General features: G+C 65.5%; 10 protein-coding genes and 1 pseudogene. 2 read left to right on the top strand and 9 right to left on the bottom strand.

The annotated features are described in order from the left end of the window. Positions 1 to 92: 92 nt before the first annotated feature. Positions 93 to 1658 (top strand): DHA2 family efflux MFS transporter permease subunit, encoded by a 1566-nt coding sequence (locus M3I54_RS11505; protein WP_254335892.1) that lies wholly within the window; start codon positions 93 to 95, stop codon positions 1656 to 1658. Between the two features lie 105 nt (positions 1659 to 1763). On the opposite strand, the gene truB is transcribed toward M3I54_RS11505, so the two are convergent. From truB to M3I54_RS11460, 9 genes are all read right to left on the bottom strand, one after another. Beyond that, positions 1764 to 2747: a tRNA pseudouridine(55) synthase TruB gene (truB, locus tag M3I54_RS11500; RefSeq protein WP_254335890.1), complete on the bottom strand. Its 984-nt coding sequence runs from the start codon at positions 2745 to 2747 to the stop codon at positions 1764 to 1766. A gap of 8 nt (positions 2748 to 2755) precedes the next feature. Next, positions 2756 to 3121 (bottom strand): 30S ribosome-binding factor RbfA, encoded by a 366-nt coding sequence (rbfA, locus tag M3I54_RS11495; RefSeq protein ID WP_254335888.1) that lies wholly within the window; start codon positions 3119 to 3121, stop codon positions 2756 to 2758. Between the two features lie 184 nt (positions 3122 to 3305). Then, positions 3306 to 6260, bottom strand: coding sequence for a translation initiation factor IF-2 (infB, locus tag M3I54_RS11490; protein WP_254335885.1), 2955 nt, complete (start codon positions 6258 to 6260; stop codon positions 3306 to 3308). Between the two features lie 155 nt (positions 6261 to 6415). Then, entirely contained in the window at positions 6416 to 7891 is a 1476-nt protein-coding gene (gene nusA / locus M3I54_RS11485) for a transcription termination factor NusA (RefSeq protein WP_254335883.1), read from the bottom strand. After that, positions 7888 to 8346, bottom strand: coding sequence for a ribosome maturation factor RimP (gene rimP, locus M3I54_RS11480; RefSeq protein ID WP_254335882.1), 459 nt, complete (start codon positions 8344 to 8346; stop codon positions 7888 to 7890). Before rimP ends, nusA begins: the two co-directional genes overlap by 4 nt. Before the next feature lie 502 nt (positions 8347 to 8848). After that, positions 8849 to 10666 carry a 23S rRNA pseudouridine(2605) synthase RluB gene (gene rluB, locus M3I54_RS11475; protein WP_254335881.1) on the bottom strand — a complete coding sequence of 606 codons (1818 nt, stop codon included), beginning with the start codon at positions 10664 to 10666 and terminating at the stop codon, positions 8849 to 8851. A 62-nt stretch (positions 10667 to 10728) separates the two neighbouring features. After that, positions 10729 to 11628 carry an SMC-Scp complex subunit ScpB gene (gene scpB / locus M3I54_RS11470; RefSeq protein ID WP_254335880.1) on the bottom strand — a complete coding sequence of 300 codons (900 nt, stop codon included), beginning with the start codon at positions 11626 to 11628 and terminating at the stop codon, positions 10729 to 10731. A gap of 369 nt (positions 11629 to 11997) precedes the next feature. Then, a complete protein-coding gene (locus tag M3I54_RS11465; protein WP_254335879.1) occupies positions 11998 to 13197 on the bottom strand; it encodes a pyridoxal phosphate-dependent aminotransferase in 1200 nt (399 codons plus the stop codon). A gap of 96 nt (positions 13198 to 13293) precedes the next feature. Continuing rightward, complete coding sequence (locus M3I54_RS11460; RefSeq protein WP_254335878.1) at positions 13294 to 14196, bottom strand: LysR family transcriptional regulator; 903 nt, start codon at positions 14194 to 14196, stop codon at positions 13294 to 13296. Positions 14197 to 14621: 425 nt separating this feature from the next. Here M3I54_RS11460 and M3I54_RS11455 point away from each other — a divergent pair. Beyond that, positions 14622 to 15017 (top strand): annotated as a pseudogene (locus tag M3I54_RS11455) (transposase); the annotation flags it as partial. Between the last annotated feature and the right edge of the window lie 66 nt (positions 15018 to 15083).

The raw sequence follows: 15083 nt of genomic DNA, 5'->3' as shown, positions 1-15083 counted from the left end.
TAAAAGCACTCGCAAACGCCGGCGCGGGCTGATCCTCAGCCCGCGCCGCTTTGCTTCGTGTTGCCTCGAACAGGTCAACAAGAAAGGACGCAATGGCAGCAGCACAACAACCCGTCGCGCATCCGCCGCTACAGGGCGCGCAACTCGTGATCGGCACTATCGCGGTGTCGCTCGCGGTGTTCATGAACGTGCTCGACACCTCGATCGCGAACGTGTCGATCCCGTCGATCTCGGGCGACCTCGGCGTGTCGTCGGACCAGGGCACGTGGGTCATCACCTCGTTCGCGGTGGCCAACGCGATTTCGGTGCCGCTCACGGGCTGGCTCACTGACCGCATCGGCCAGGTGCGCCTCTTCATGGCGTCGATCATCCTGTTCGTGATCTCGTCGTGGATGTGCGGCCTCGCGCCCACGCTGCCCATCCTGCTCGCCTCGCGCGTGCTGCAAGGCGCCGTGGCCGGCCCGATGATCCCGCTTTCGCAAACGCTGCTGCTTGCGAGCTATCCGCGCGCGAAGGCGCCCATGGCGCTCTCGATGTGGTCGATGACCACACTGATCGCGCCGGTAGCCGGCCCGATTCTTGGCGGCTGGATCTCCGACAATATCTCGTGGCCGTGGATCTTCTACGTGAACATCCCCGTTGGCATCATCGCAGCGCTCGCCACGTGGGCGATCTTCCGCAATCGCGATTCGGTCGTGAAGAAGGCGCCGATCGACGGCGTGGGCCTTGCGCTCCTCATCATCTGGGTGGGCTCGCTGCAGGTGATGCTCGACAAGGGCAAGGACCTCGACTGGTTCTCGTCCACCACGGTCGTCGTGCTCGCGCTCACCGCCGTGATCGCATTCGCGTTCTTCGTGGTGTGGGAGCTGACCGCCACTCACCCGGTTGTCGATCTGTCGCTGTTCGCGCGGCGCAATTTCACGGGCGGTACGATCGCGCTCTCGGTGGGCTACGGGCTGTACTTCGGCAATCTCGTGCTGCTGCCGCTGTGGCTGCAAACCACGCTGGGCTACACCGCAACGGACGCAGGCCTCGTGATGGCGCCCGTGGGCTTCTTTGCCATCCTGCTCTCGCCGATCACGGGCAAGATCTTGCCGCGCACCGACCCGCGCTATATCGCGACGACAGCCTTCATCGTGTTCGCACTATGCTTCTGGATGCGCTCGCAATACACGACGGGCGTCGACACGTGGGCGCTTACGCTGCCTACGCTCATCCAGGGCATCGGCATGGCGGGTCTGTTCATTCCACTCGTGTCCATCACGCTTTCGGGGCTGCCGGGCAGCCGTATCCCTGCGGCGTCCGGCCTGTCGAACTTCGTGCGGATCATGTGCGGCGGTATCGGCACCTCGATCTTCGAGACGGCGTGGGATCACCGCACGACGTTTCACCACGCGCGCCTGAACGAAGTGGCCACGCCGACCAACCCGGTCTTCAACCAGTCGATGCAGCAGTTCCAGGGCGCGGGTCTCGATCCTTCCCAGGCGCACGGGCTCTTCGACCGGATGCTCTCGCAGCAGGCCGCGCAACTCGGCGTGAACGACCTGTTCTGGATTTCCTCGATGATCTTCATCGTGCTGATCGCACTCATCTGGATCACGCGGCCCGAGCGTGCCGGCGGTGCGGACGCGGGTGCAGCGGCTTCTGCTGCGCATTGAGGTTGATGCGCTAGCGCTTGCGGCTGTCCATAGCAAAACGGCACGTCCGGTTGTTCACCGGCGTGCCGTTTTTGTTTGTGCGCTCCGGGCGCGATACGCGTGTGCTCAGGCTGCGCCGCTGACCACCAGCCGCTCCGGCGCAAGCACGCCGTTCGCGGCCTTCGCGACGCCGAGCAATCGCCCATCTTCCGCATACACACGCACGCGCTCGGCCGCTTCGCAAGCCACGCGATCGAGCACCAGCTCGTTGAGCGGCAGACGCTGGCCATGCGTGAACCGGCGCGCAGCGTCTGCATCGAGCGTCAAGGCGGGGAACGTGGAGAGCAGCGCATCGACGGGTCGCAGCCAGGTGTCGCGCACGGGCTCGTCGGCGGCCGTGAGTGCGTCAAGCGTCACCGCATGCTCGAGCGTAAGCGCGCCCACACCCGTACGCCGCAGCATCACGAGATGCGCGCCGCAGCCAAGCGCCTCGCCAATATCCTCGGCGAGTGTGCGGATGTACGTGCCCTTGCTGCAGGTCACGCGAAACGTCACCTCAGGAACCTCGGGAAGCGCACAGGCGATCATCTCCAGCGCAAGGATCTTCACCTCGCGCCCTTCGCGCTCGACCGTCTGGCCCGCACGTGCATATTCGTAGAGCGGCTTGCCGTCGCGCTTGAGCGCCGAATACATCGGCGGCACCTGCACGATGTCGCCGAGGAAGCGCATCATCGCCTCGTGCACAGCGGCTTCGTCGCAGGTGACCTCGCGCGTTTCGATCGCCTCGCCTTCGGCGTCGCCGGTGGCCGTGCGAATGCCGAGGCGCATGGTCGCCTCATAGGTCTTGTCGGCTTCGAGCAGATCCTGCGAAAACTTGGTCGCCTCGCCAAAGCACAGCGGCAGCAGACCCGACGCGAGCGGGTCGAGCGTGCCGGTGTGGCCGGCCTTCTTCACACGGTATAAGCGCTTCGCGCGAATCAACGCGTCGTTGCTGGACAGGCCAACGGGCTTGTCGAGCAGCAGCACGCCGTCGAGCAGGCGGCGCGGGACCTTTGGTCGCGCCGCGTCAGATCGCTGCCCGCCATGATTCTGTTTCGATGATGCAGTCATTGCCCGCGTCAGTCGTCCTTCGCGCGCGTCGAGTTCGCCTCGTCGATCAGGCGCGACATCTCGACACCCTTCTCGACCGACTGGTCATAGTGGAAATGCAGCGTCGGCACCGTGTGAATGTGCAGGCGCTTGAAGAGCTGGTTGTGCAGATGGCCTGCGGCGTGATTGAGCGCTTCCTGCGTGGTCTTCGGGTCGCCCGTGAGGGTCGTGAAGTAGACCTTGGCGTGCGCGTAGTCGGGCGTGAGTTCGACGCTCTGGATCGTCACGAGCCCAATTCGCGGGTCCTTCACTTCGCGCAACAGCTCAGACAGATCGCGCTGGATCTGATCCGCGATCTGCACATTGCGATTTGGGGAAGTACGTTTTTTCGGCATGATGGTTCCACCTCTTTATCTGCGAGGCATTCAGGCGGCGTTGCGTCCATGAAGGCGCACACGGCCGCGCAAAAAACAAAACGGGCGGGGCTGGCCAGCGCCTGCCCCGCCCGTTATCGGCAAACCCGCGGCAAACCCGCGGCCAAGCGGGCGACCTGAAGGTCTGCCCGCGGGCGCCGCTGTATTACAGCGTACGCGCGACTTCGGTGATCTCGAACACTTCGAACTGATCGCCTTCGACGATGTCGCTGAAGTTCTTGATCGACATACCGCACTCGAAGCCTTGCTTGACTTCCTTGACGTCGTCCTTGAAGCGCTTGAGCGAGTCGAGTTCGCCGGTATGGATGACGACGTTGTTGCGGATCACGCGCACCGACGACGAACGCTTGACGAAACCGTCCGTGACCATACAACCCGCAATCAGGCCGACCTTCGGCACGCGAATCACCTGACGCACCTCGGCCATGCCCGTGACCGTCTCGCGCTTCTCCGGCGCCAGCATGCCCGACATCGCCGCCTTCACCTCATCCACTGCGTCATAGATGATGTTGTAGTAGCGGATGTCGATGCCATTCGCCTCGGCAACCTTACGCGCCTGCGCATCTGCACGCGTATTGAAGCCGATGATGACCGCCTTCGAAGCCGTTGCCAGGTTGACGTCCGACTCGCTGATCGCACCGACCGCGCTGTGCACGATCTGCACGCGCACTTCGCTGGTCGACAGTTTGAGCAGCGATTGCACCAGCGCTTCCTGCGAACCCTGCACGTCCGCCTTGACGATGAGCGGCAGGTTCTGCACTTCGCCTTCGCCCATCTGCTCGAGCATGTTTTCGAGCTTCGCGGCCTGCTGCTTCGCCAGCTTGACGTCGCGGAACTTGCCTTGACGGAACATGGCGATTTCACGCGCCTTGCGATCGTCCGGCAGCACGATGACTTCTTCGCCCGCGCCCGGCACTTCCGAAAGACCCTGGATCTCGACCGGAATCGACGGGCCCGCTTCCTTCGTGGGCTTGCCGGTTTCGTCGAGCATCGCGCGCACGCGGCCGTAGGCGCTGCCAGCGAGCACGACGTCGCCACGGTTCAGCGTGCCGGACTGGACGAGGATCGTTGCAACCGGACCCTTACCCTTGTCGAGCTTCGCTTCGATCACGAGACCCTTGGCCGGCGCTGTGACCGGTGCGGTCAGTTCCAGCACTTCGGCCTGCAGCAGCACGTTTTCGAGCAGATCGTCGATGCCCGCGCCGGTTTTCGCCGACACTGGCACGAACGGCGAGTCGCCGCCGTACTCTTCCGGCACGACGCCTTCTGCGACGAGTTCCTGCTTCACGCGCTCGAGATTCGCGTCCGGCTTGTCGATCTTGTTGATCGCCACGACGAGCGGCACACCCGCAGCCTTGGCGTGCGAGATCGCTTCCTTCGTTTGCGGCATCACGCCGTCGTCGGCTGCGACCACCAGAATGACGATGTCGGTTGCCTTCGCACCGCGAGCACGCATGGCCGTAAAGGCCTCGTGACCCGGCGTGTCGAGGAACGTGATGACGCCACGCGGCGTTTCGACGTGGTAAGCGCCGATGTGCTGCGTAATGCCGCCCGCTTCGCCCGCGGCAACCTTGGCGCGGCGGATGTAGTCGAGCAGCGAGGTCTTGCCGTGGTCGACGTGACCCATGACCGTGACGACCGGCGGACGCGGCAGTTGCTCGGCGTCCGTAGCCGTGCCCTGACCTTCGACCAGCAGCGCTTCCGGATCGTCGAGCTTCGCGGCAACCGCACGGTGGCCGAGTTCCTCGACGATGATCATCGCCGTTTCCTGGTCGAGCATCTGGTTGATGGTGACCATCTGGCCCATCTTCATCATCACCTTGATGACTTCCGATGCCTTCACGGACATCTTGTGCGCGAGGTCGGCCACCGTGATGGTTTCCGGCACGTGCACCTCACGCACGATCGGCTCGGTCGGCGCCTGGAACGTCGAAGCGTCCTGGTGACGGCCACGGCCCTTCGGGCCACCGCGCCAGCCGCGGTCCACGCCGCCCGACGAGTCGCCGCGCGTCTTGATGCCGCGGCGCTTGGCCGCGTCGTCCTGCCAGCCGCCCTTGCCTGCGCCCGGCTTCTTGTTGCGGTCGCCCGCGCCGGCACCCGGCGCGCTCGTCGAAGGCGCGGCCGTCGTGGCCGGCTTCTTCGCCGCGGCGCCTGCACCGGCCGGACGGGCCGGAGCACCTTCCGGACGGGCCGGCTTGTGCAGCGTGCCCTTGGCTTCGGCGGGCTTGGCCGGCTCGACGGGCTTGGGCGGCTCGGGCGCCTTCACCTGCGCCTTGCGCGGCGTGTTCATCATTTCGCGGATCGCGCGCGCTTCGGCTTCGGCAGCCGCGCGGCGGCGAGCGATCTCGTCCTGTTCCTTCTGTGCCTTTTCGGCGGCTTCGCGTGCGGCGGCTTCGGCCTTCTGGGCCGCTTCGCGCTGCGCGGCGCGCTCGGCTGCGGCGCGCTGTTCTTCCTGCTGATCCTGCGCTTGCTTCACTTCTTTCGCTTCCGCTTCGGCATTGCGCTGCGCAGCCACGGCCTGAGCGGCCAGCTCGCGAGCGGCGGCATCGGCCGATGCCTTTTTCTTTGCAGCTTCCTCTTCGGCCCGGCGGCGCTCGGCCTCGGCGGCCTCTTCGCGCGAACGGCGCTCCGACTCTTCACGCGCGAGCAGTTCCTGGCGCTCCTTGAGCTCCTGAGCCTGATGCTCGAGCAGTTCTGCCTCGCGGCGCGCTTCTTCCTCGCGGCGCTGCAGCTCCGCCTCTTCGGCGGCAGCGGCTGCGTCGGCTGCATGATTCGATGCCCCCGCCTCACCGGCGGACTCGTCGCGGCGGACGAACGTGCGCTTCTTGCGCACCTCGACCTGAATGGTGCGTGCCTTACCCGTCGAATCGGACTGCTTGATCTCCGACGTATGCCGTTTCGTCAGCGTGATCTTGCGCTTGTCTGCATCAGTCGAGCCGTGAGACTTGCGCAAGTGATCGAGCAGACGCGCCTTGTCGGTCTCCGACAAAACATCGCTCTCGCTCGCTTTCGTGACGCCCGCCGCCTGCAGCTGCTCGAGCAGCACGCCGGCAGGCATTTTCAGTTCCGCGGCAAATTGGGCTACGTTGTTACTCGCCATTCATTCCTCTTAATGCAAGGACCGATTCCTTGCGGTTGACATCGGGTCATGCGGCCTTAGGTGCCTCGCGTTCTGCAAGGCTCCGCCGCGTTCAGTTCAGTGGGTCATGGTCGCTTCCTGCTCGTCGCGCCCTGATGCAGTTTCCCGATGGCGGGTTACTGGAACCAGTGCTCACGTGCCTTCATGATCAACGCCTTGGCGGCGTCCTCTTCCATTCCCGTCATTTCGACCAGCTCGTCCACGGCCAGCTCGGCGAGCTCGTCGCGGGTGTGAACTTCATGCTGCGCCAGTTTCGCGAGCAGGTCCGGGTCGATACCGTCCAGGCTCTTCAGGTCCAGGGCGGCGCTTTCCACCTTCTCCTCGTTCGCGATCGCCTGTGTGAGCAGCGCGTCGCGTGCACGGTTGCGCAGCTCGTGCACGGTGTCCTCGTCGAACGCCTCGATTTCCAGCATTTCGTTGAGCGGCACGTAGGCGATCTCTTCGAGGCTCGTGAAGCCTTCGTCGATCAGGATGTCGGCGACTTCTTCATCCACGTCGAGACGCGCCATGAACAGGTCGCGCAGCACCGTGCGCTCCTGATTCTGCTTTTGCGCGGATTCGTCCGGCGTCATGATATTGATTTGCCAGCCGGTCAGTTCGCTGGCGAGACGCACGTTCTGGCCACTACGGCCGATCGCGACCGCGAGTTCGCTCTCGTCGACCACAACGTCCATCGAGTGCTTTTCCTCGTCGACGACGATCGACTGCACGGCAGCCGGCGCGAGCGCGCCGATCACGAACTGGGCGGGATCCTCCGACCATAGCACGATGTCGACGTTTTCGCCACCGAGCTCGTTGCGCACGGCCTGCACGCGCGAACCGCGGATGCCCACACAGGTGCCGATCGGATCGATGCGCTTGTCATAAGCCACCACGCCGATCTTGGCGCGAACGCCCGGATCACGCGCCGCCGCCTTGATCTCGAGGAGGCCCTGTTCGATTTCAGGCACTTCCATCTCGAACAGCTTCATCAGGAACTCGGGCGCCGTGCGCGAGAGTTCGATCTGCGGGCCGCGCGCGGTGCGGTCGACCTTGCCGATCCAGGCGCGCACGCGGTCGCCCACGCGCAGGTTTTCCTTCGGAATCAGCTGGTCGCGACGCAGCAGCGCTTCCACACGGCCGGATTCGACGATGAAGTTGCCCTTGTCCATGCGCTTGACCGTACCGGTCATGATGCTTTCGCCGCGCTCGAGGAAGTCGTTCAGGATCTGCTCGCGCTCGGCGTCGCGCACCTTCTGCAGGATGACCTGCTTGGCGGCCTGCGCGCCGATACGGCCGAACTCAACCGAAGGCACCGGCTGCTCGACAAAGCCGTCGATCTGCACTTCAGGGTCTTGCTCGCGCGCTTCGAACAGCAGGATTTCCTGGTCCGGCTCCTGCAAACCCGCCTCGTCCGGCACGACGCGCCAGCGGCGGAACGTTTCGTGTTCGCCGCTTTCGCGATCGATATGCACGCGGATATCCGCATCCTCGTCGAAGAGCTTCTTGGAGGCCGACGCAAGCGCCGCTTCAAGGGCGGCGAACACCACGTCCTTGTCGACATTCTTCTCGCGTGCCAGCGCATCCACCAGCATCAACACTTCGCGACTCATTCTTTGCGGCTCCTAAAGTCAACTTTGGGGACAAGGCGTGCTTTGTCGATGTCCGCGAGCGTGAAATCGAGCATCGCAGGACCCGCCTTCCCTTCGAATTCCAGACCGATGGATTCGCCTTCGGGAGCATGCACGATGCCCCGGTACGATTTCCGTCCGTCCAATGGCTTTTTCAACGTGATTACCGCTTCGCAGCCTGCGAAGCGTTCGAAGTCCGCCAGTTTTTTCAGCGGACGGTCGAGACCGGGCGACGAAACCTCGAGTCGCTCGTAGTCGATGTTCTCGACCGTCAGAACGTGCTGCAGCTGACGCGTGACCTTCTCGCAGTCCTCGATCGCGATCCCCGCGGGCTGATCGATGAAGATGGTCAGCATGCCGCGCCCGGTGCGCTCGAGGTCGACCAGCTCGTAACCGAGCCCGGTGACCGTGGTTTCAATCAGTTCCGTCAGTTGCACAATGCCCACTCCAGATGTTCTGCGCTGCGGGCCAGCAACTTCCTTCGCTCTAGTTCTTGCTTCGCTAGGGATTCGCGGGCCGCGCGCCAGGTGAGCGCGCGCGCTTCTCACCTACCTGCCCCACGATGACGAACGACCTGGATGATTGGAGGGCCCCAAATTGACAATGCCGAACGTGAAACGTCGGCATCTGTTGGTATCCAATTTGGGGCGAACCAAAAAAAAATGGGCGAAACGCCCATCTTCTCACTTAGCCAGGTGGTCGCACCTGGGGCGCGTATTACAGCGCAGAAAAACAGCCGCACGCCCAGCGACTTTGTGATTCTAGCCTTTTTTGCACATTAACGCAAATCACCGGTCAAGCCCCAGCAGCCTTTTGCCGTTATTTATGGGCTCGCAAGGGGGATTTTCCGGTGTTTTGCGCGCTAACCACGCGCATCGCCGTCGTTGCATGGCCGCGACGCCCGCCGCATGGCGCGGCCGGGCGTCGCGCGCCTCGGGGTCAATGCCCGCGAGTGCGGTTGCGAGGCGTGCCACGCTGGCCGCCACGGCTGTTGCCGCCCGCGCGGTTGCCATTGGGATTGCCATTGCCGCCGTTGCCGGGACCGCTGCGGCGATTCCCGTCGGCATTGCCGCCCGCACGCTTGCCCTGCGCACCTGGCGCACGGTTGCCCTGCGCACCCGGCGCACGGTTGCCCTGCGCACCCGGCGCACGGTTGCCGTCGACCTCGCGACCGCCTGCACGGTTGCTGCCACGGCCGCCGAAGCCGGAGCCCGCGCCGAAATTGCCGTGACCGGCGCCCGCGCCGCCGCCGAAGCCGCCCGCCGCGCCACGCCGTCCCTGGCCCTGACGCGGCTGACCCATCGTACCGTGCGAGCTCAGCACCGGCTCGCGGTTGATGAAGCCCATCGACGTCTGCATCGGATCGGGCTGGCGACGCTCCTGCTCCTTGCCACCACGACCGCCCTTCTCTTCGCTCGGCGCTTTCAGGCCGACCGCTGCCATCAGCGCGCGCACCTCGTTGTCTTCGAGCTCTTCCCAGCGGCCGCGCTTGAGGCCCTTGGGCAGCGCGATCGGACCGTGGCGCGTGCGGATCAGGCGGCTCACCATCAGGCCCGCCGCCTCGAACATACGGCGCACTTCGCGGTTACGGCCTTCGGCCAGCGCGACGTGATACCAGTGGTTCGTGCCTTCGCCGCCGCCGTCGCGGATGCGCAGGAAACTCGCGGGGCCGTCCTCGAGCTCGACGCCCTTGAGCAGCTTCTGGCGATTACCCTCGCTCAGCTCGCCCACCACGCGCACGGCATATTCGCGCTCCACGCTGTAGCGCGGGTGCATGAAACGGTTGGCCAGATCACCCGAGGTGGTCAGCATCAGCAGACCTTCAGTGTTGAAGTCGAGACGGCCGACGGCCAGCCACTTCGCCGTTTTCATCGGCGGCAGTCGGTCGAACACCGAGGGGCGACCTTCCGGATCGGCGTGGCTCACGATTTCGCCGGTCGGCTTGTGATAGATCAGCACGCGCGGCGGCTTGTTCTGCAGCTTGCGCTTGATAGGCTTGCCATTGATGCGGACCTGGTCGGTCGGCAGAATGCGCTGACCGATGTGCGCGGGCTCGCCGTTCACCGAGACACGCCCGGCGATGATCAGCTCTTCCATGTCGCGGCGCGAGCCCATGCCCGCATCCGCCAGCACCTTGTGCAGCTTAGGCGCGTCGTCGTCCGGGCTCAGCACGCGCTTGGGCTGCTGGGCACGGCCGCCGCGCAGCATCGGTGCGCGCACGCCCGAGCCGGCGCCGTTGTCGGCGTCGAACGCCGGCGAAGTCACGTAGAGGAACAGGTCGTCCGGCGTGGACTCGCCCGCAGCGGCTGCCGGCTGGCCTTCGCCTCGGCCCTGGCCCTGACCCTTCTGGCGTTTGCCCGCGCCCTGCTGACGTTCGCCCTGACGTTCGCCTTGACGCTCACCCTGAGCGGCGGCGCCCGCGTTCTGGCGGCGGCCCGGCTTCTTCGCGCCTGCGTCCTTGCGCGGTGCGCGCCCGGAGGGAGCGCGCTCAGGCGCTGCTTCCGGCGCGGCAGCGGGGGCTGCGGACACGTCGGTGCCCTCTGCGCCTTCGGCGGCCTTTGCCTTCGCGCCCGCGCGGCGGCGCGCGATCAGGCTGCGCGGCCCGCGGCGCAGGCCGCGGCGCGGACGCTCGTCGCCCTCGCCGCCCTGTGCTTCGCCTTCGACCTGCGAAGCACGCGTGTCGTCGTCGCGCGCGGAGGACGCGCGGCGCGCGGATTCGGACGCGTCGGTCGAATCGGTGTCGTGGATATCAGTCAAAACAACCTCAAAATGTCAGGTTGCGCGCCCGCTTGCGGGGCGCGTCAAAAATGCTTGTTGCTTTAGATGCCGCGTCGTGCGGCTTCGTCGTCCGTCGTCGAGACGGGGTCGTCCTGCGCCGCGTCGCGGCGGTCTTCGTGTTCTTCTTCGCCCGCCGCATCTGCTGCGTGCGCGGCGTCCTGCGCGTGAGCGTCCGGGGCTGGCCCGTGCTGCGCGAGGCTTGTTTCCTCATGTACCGCTTCGCCCGAGGCGTCGGCTGCGTATGCAACGTTTGCGCCTGCCACCTCGTGCACTTCTTCCGTTTCGCGCTCCGCTACCGGCGCCAGCGCATCTTCCGCGCCTGCGACAGCGGTGGCAGCCTCCGGTTGGCCTTCCGCGACGAACTGCGCCGCGGCGCTATCGGGAAACTCGATCGCATGCTGGGCAAGCAGTTGCTCGCCGAACTGGCTCGACGGATCGTCGAGCGGCGGCAATTCGTCGAGCGACTTCAGTCCGAGATCGTCGAGAAACTCCCGTGTAGTTGCATAGAGCGCCGGGCGGCCCGGCACGTCACGATGACCGATTACTTCGATCCAGTTGCGGTCCTCGAGCTGTTTGACGATCTGCGTGTTGACCGTGACACCCCGAATTTCCTCGATGTCGCCGCGCGTGACCGGCTGCCGGTACGCGATGATCGCGAGCGTTTCGAGGACCGCACGCGAATAGCGCGGCGGCTTTTCGGGGTGCAATCGGTCAAGGTACGTCCGCATGGCCGGCTTGCTCTGAAAGCGCCAGCCCGACGCGAGCCCCACCAGCTCGACGCCGCGCCCGGACCATTCATGCCGCAGGTCTTCGAGCAGGTTGCGGACCGTGTCGGCCGAAATGTCGTCGGCAAACAGTTTGCGCAGTTCGCCGATCTTCAACGGCTCCTGCGTGCAGATCAATGCAGTCTCGAGGACGATTTTCGCCTCTTGGGTATTCATGCAGCCAGGTCAGACCCTAAGTAAGGTAAATCAGGTTCAAGGAACCGGATCAGACAGACGAAAGACGATATGGAACTGGAGACGCGCTCGCCCGATTCTGATCGGTCATATTGATGGGAGCACGCACCGGGGGGCCGAAATTCAGGCAAAGAGCCAGACCCAGCCGGAGGGAGCCGCGAAATTCCCGCTGGGAATCGCTTGACTGAACGCCATATTACGCAAAAACGCTGGGTGCGTAAAGACGCCATTCCGCATGAGCAGGCGCATTTTAACTGGCCCCGTCATCGCTTTGTGCCCGCTTGCGCCACGCCGGTGCATGGCGCGGCGCGTGCCGGCCCAACGCGCGCGCTCGGTGCGCTCGGCGCTGGCTCAAACCGCTCCCACCGTCTCCAGGTAGCGCGCGAGTCGCTCGACGCCCACGTCGAGCCGCGCCGGATCGCATGCATAGCACCAGCGCACGAAGCCTTCCCCTTGCGGTCCGAACGCGCTGCCCGGCGCGAGCCCGAGGCCCGCGTCGCGTACCAGCGCCTTGCACAGCTCGAGGCTGTTCTGCGCGCCTGCCAGCCGGAAAAAGAGGTACATCGCGCCGTGTGGCACTTTCACGTCGACGCCGGGCAGCTTCGCCAACGCTGCGGCGAGGTGGTCGCGCGAGGCGCGCAGGTCGGCCACCAGCGCGCGCGTGAACGGCTCGCCGTGCTCAACTGCCGCAATGCCGGCCTGCTGCACGAACGAGGGCGCGCACGAGGTGTTGTACTCAACCAGTTTGCTGAGATCGTCGGTCAAGGTGCGCGGCACGACCATCCAGCCGAGCCGCCAGCCGGTCATGAGCCAGGCCTTCGAAAACGAATTGACGCAGATCAGCCGCTCTTCGCGCGACGCCATGTCGAGGAACGAGGGCGCGGTCCGCTCGCTCGCATCGCCGTAGTAAAGGCGCTCGTAGACCTCGTCGGCGACGATCCAGATGCCGAGGCGCCGGCAATGCTCGAGCACCGCGCGCTGCTGGTCGCGCGTCATCACCCAGCCGGTCGGATTGTTCGGCGAGTTGATCATGAGCAGGCGCGTATCGGGCGTGAGCGCCGCCAGCAGCCGGTCGAGATCGAGCGTCCAGCCGCGCTCGCCGTAACTGAGCGAGACCGTCTCGACCGTGGCGCCGAGGATCTTCGGGATTTCGACGAGGTTCGGCCACAGCGGGGTCACCGCCACCACCCGGTCGGCCGCGCCGACGACGAGCTGCGCCGCCAGCATCAGCGCGTTGACGCCGGCGCTCGTGACCGCCAGGTTGTCCACCGACGTCGCGCCGTGCAGTTCGCTCACGTAGCGCGCGAGCGACTCGCGCAGCGGCGCGATGCCGAGGTTGTGCGTATAGAACGTGTCGCCGCGCCCCAGCGCCTCGGCGGCCGCCTCGCGGATGAACGGCGGCGTCACGCGGTCGGACTCGCCAAACCAGAACGGCAGTACGTCGGGAACGCCGAACCCGGCGTTCGCCACTTCGCGGATCTGCGACGAGCGCAACGCACGCACCGCTTCGCGCGGCAGGCTGACGGAGGACGACGGTTCGAAATCGCTCATCGGGGTTCCGGGTAACACAGCATGTGGGAAAACGTGAAGTGTAGCGCGCGGCCATGCGCAACGAGGGCCACGCCTGCAAGGGTCTGCGCAGCGGTTTCAGCGCTGCGCTTCAGGCTGGCCGGCAAGTTGACGGATCAGCGACCAGACCGCCTCGGCGGCCGGCGAAAGCGAGCGGTCGCGCCGCCGCACGAGCTCGACGGTGCGCTCCGCGCGCGGCACGAGCGGCCGCGCAAGCAAGGGCGCGCCCGCCGGTACAGGCAGCGCGAGCCAGGGCAACACGCTAATGCCCACGCCCGCCTCGACGAGGCCGAAGACCGTGGCCGGATGGCCCAGTTCCTGCACCACGCGTGCGCGCACGCCCTGCTCGCTCATCACGGCGTCGATGAGCGGGCGGCTGCCCGAGGCGTAGTCCAGCATCACCAGACGCTCGCCGTCCAGCTCCTTCCACGAGACTTCCCGGCTCAGCGCGAGCGCGTGATCGCCGCGCACGACCACGCAGAACGAGTCCGTGGTCAGACATTCCGTTTCGAGATCCTCTGCGGCCAAGGGCCCGATGATGACGCCGAAGTCCACCTCGCCCGAGCGGATCTTGCGGACGACGTCGCTCTGCACGTCGTCGCGCAATCCAAGCGTAATGTAGGGAAACTGTCGACCGCACGCGGCAACGACCTGAGGCATCAAGCGGCACGCGACCGTCGGACTGGCCGCGACGACGACGCGGCCGCGCCGCTGCTCGCCGATCTCGCGAATCTCGCGCAAGGCGTCGTCGAGATCGTTGAGCAGGCGCGGAATGCTCGCGATCAGGTTCGCGCCGACATCGGTGAGCTGCACCTCGCGCGTGGTCCGGTCGACCAGCTTCACGCCAATCTCGGCTTCGAGCTCGCGCACGCAGCGGCTCACCGCCGACTGCGTGAGCCCGATTTCGTCCCCTGCCCGGCTAAAACTCTGCAGCCGGGCGACCTCGATGAATACCCGCAATTGCCGCAGCGTCACATTCATCCACTCACCTCATGAATTGGCCGTTTTCATGCAATTCTATGCCGGACACCCACCGTTACGGGTAGTTGAACCTCACTGCCCATTGTTCGCCGCAATGCAGCAATACGGCGCAAACGCACGTCCGACGGGCTTGTCTGCACAAGATTGGTGATTCTCCCGATTTTCTCGACAAGTGTTTTCGAGTCTTATACGCCCCTGGCAATCTCCCGCGCGGGCTTGGCGCCACGCGGCTTCAAGACGAGAACGTACGTGCTGGCACGGTTTTCGCATTAAGGCACGCACAGGTTCGATGGACGTACCGGAAGCATGCAGTCCGGGACGATCCAGCCGGGCCCGCCTGGTACTCCGGCATCCGGCCGGGAGTACATGAAGAGTGCGCAGCGCGGGGCAGCGCACCGGAGATAGCTTCGCTGAGGTGAAACATGATGCTGTTCGACGATTTGAGAGACAACGAATGGGCGCTGGTCGAGGCGTTGTTCTGTGCTGAACCGGCACGGAGCGAACGGCGCGGACGGCCTCGCGTCGAAGCGCGTGCTGTGGTCAACGCGGTGCTCTGGGTGCTTTCGACGGGTGAAGGCTGGTCCAAACTGCCGGGTCGCTACCCCTCGCCGCCGACTTGCCGCCGGCGTTTCGACGAGTGGCAGGCAGATGGCACGCTTGCGGAGATCGTCAAGCGACTGAGCACGAATGGGCGTGAAATTTCGCTGCGCGGCCGTATCGGCGCCACGGCGACCAAGCCGCCTGCGCCGCCCAGCCGTGATCGCCTGCGCGGCGCGTTCTGGACCAACCCGGAATCGTGGCGCGCGCCGGTCAAGATGGCCTGAGCCACGCTTCAATTGCTTTTCCGCCGGGCGCCTCGTGCGCCCGGCGTGTTTTTCTTCCACCCC

The organism is Paraburkholderia sp. CNPSo 3274 (assembly GCF_024206475.1).
In the GTDB taxonomy this organism is placed as follows: Bacteria; Pseudomonadota; Gammaproteobacteria; order Burkholderiales; family Burkholderiaceae; genus Paraburkholderia.
The sequence above is the reverse complement of the archived record's forward strand: the minus strand, read 5'-3'. Positions and strand labels throughout refer to the sequence as shown.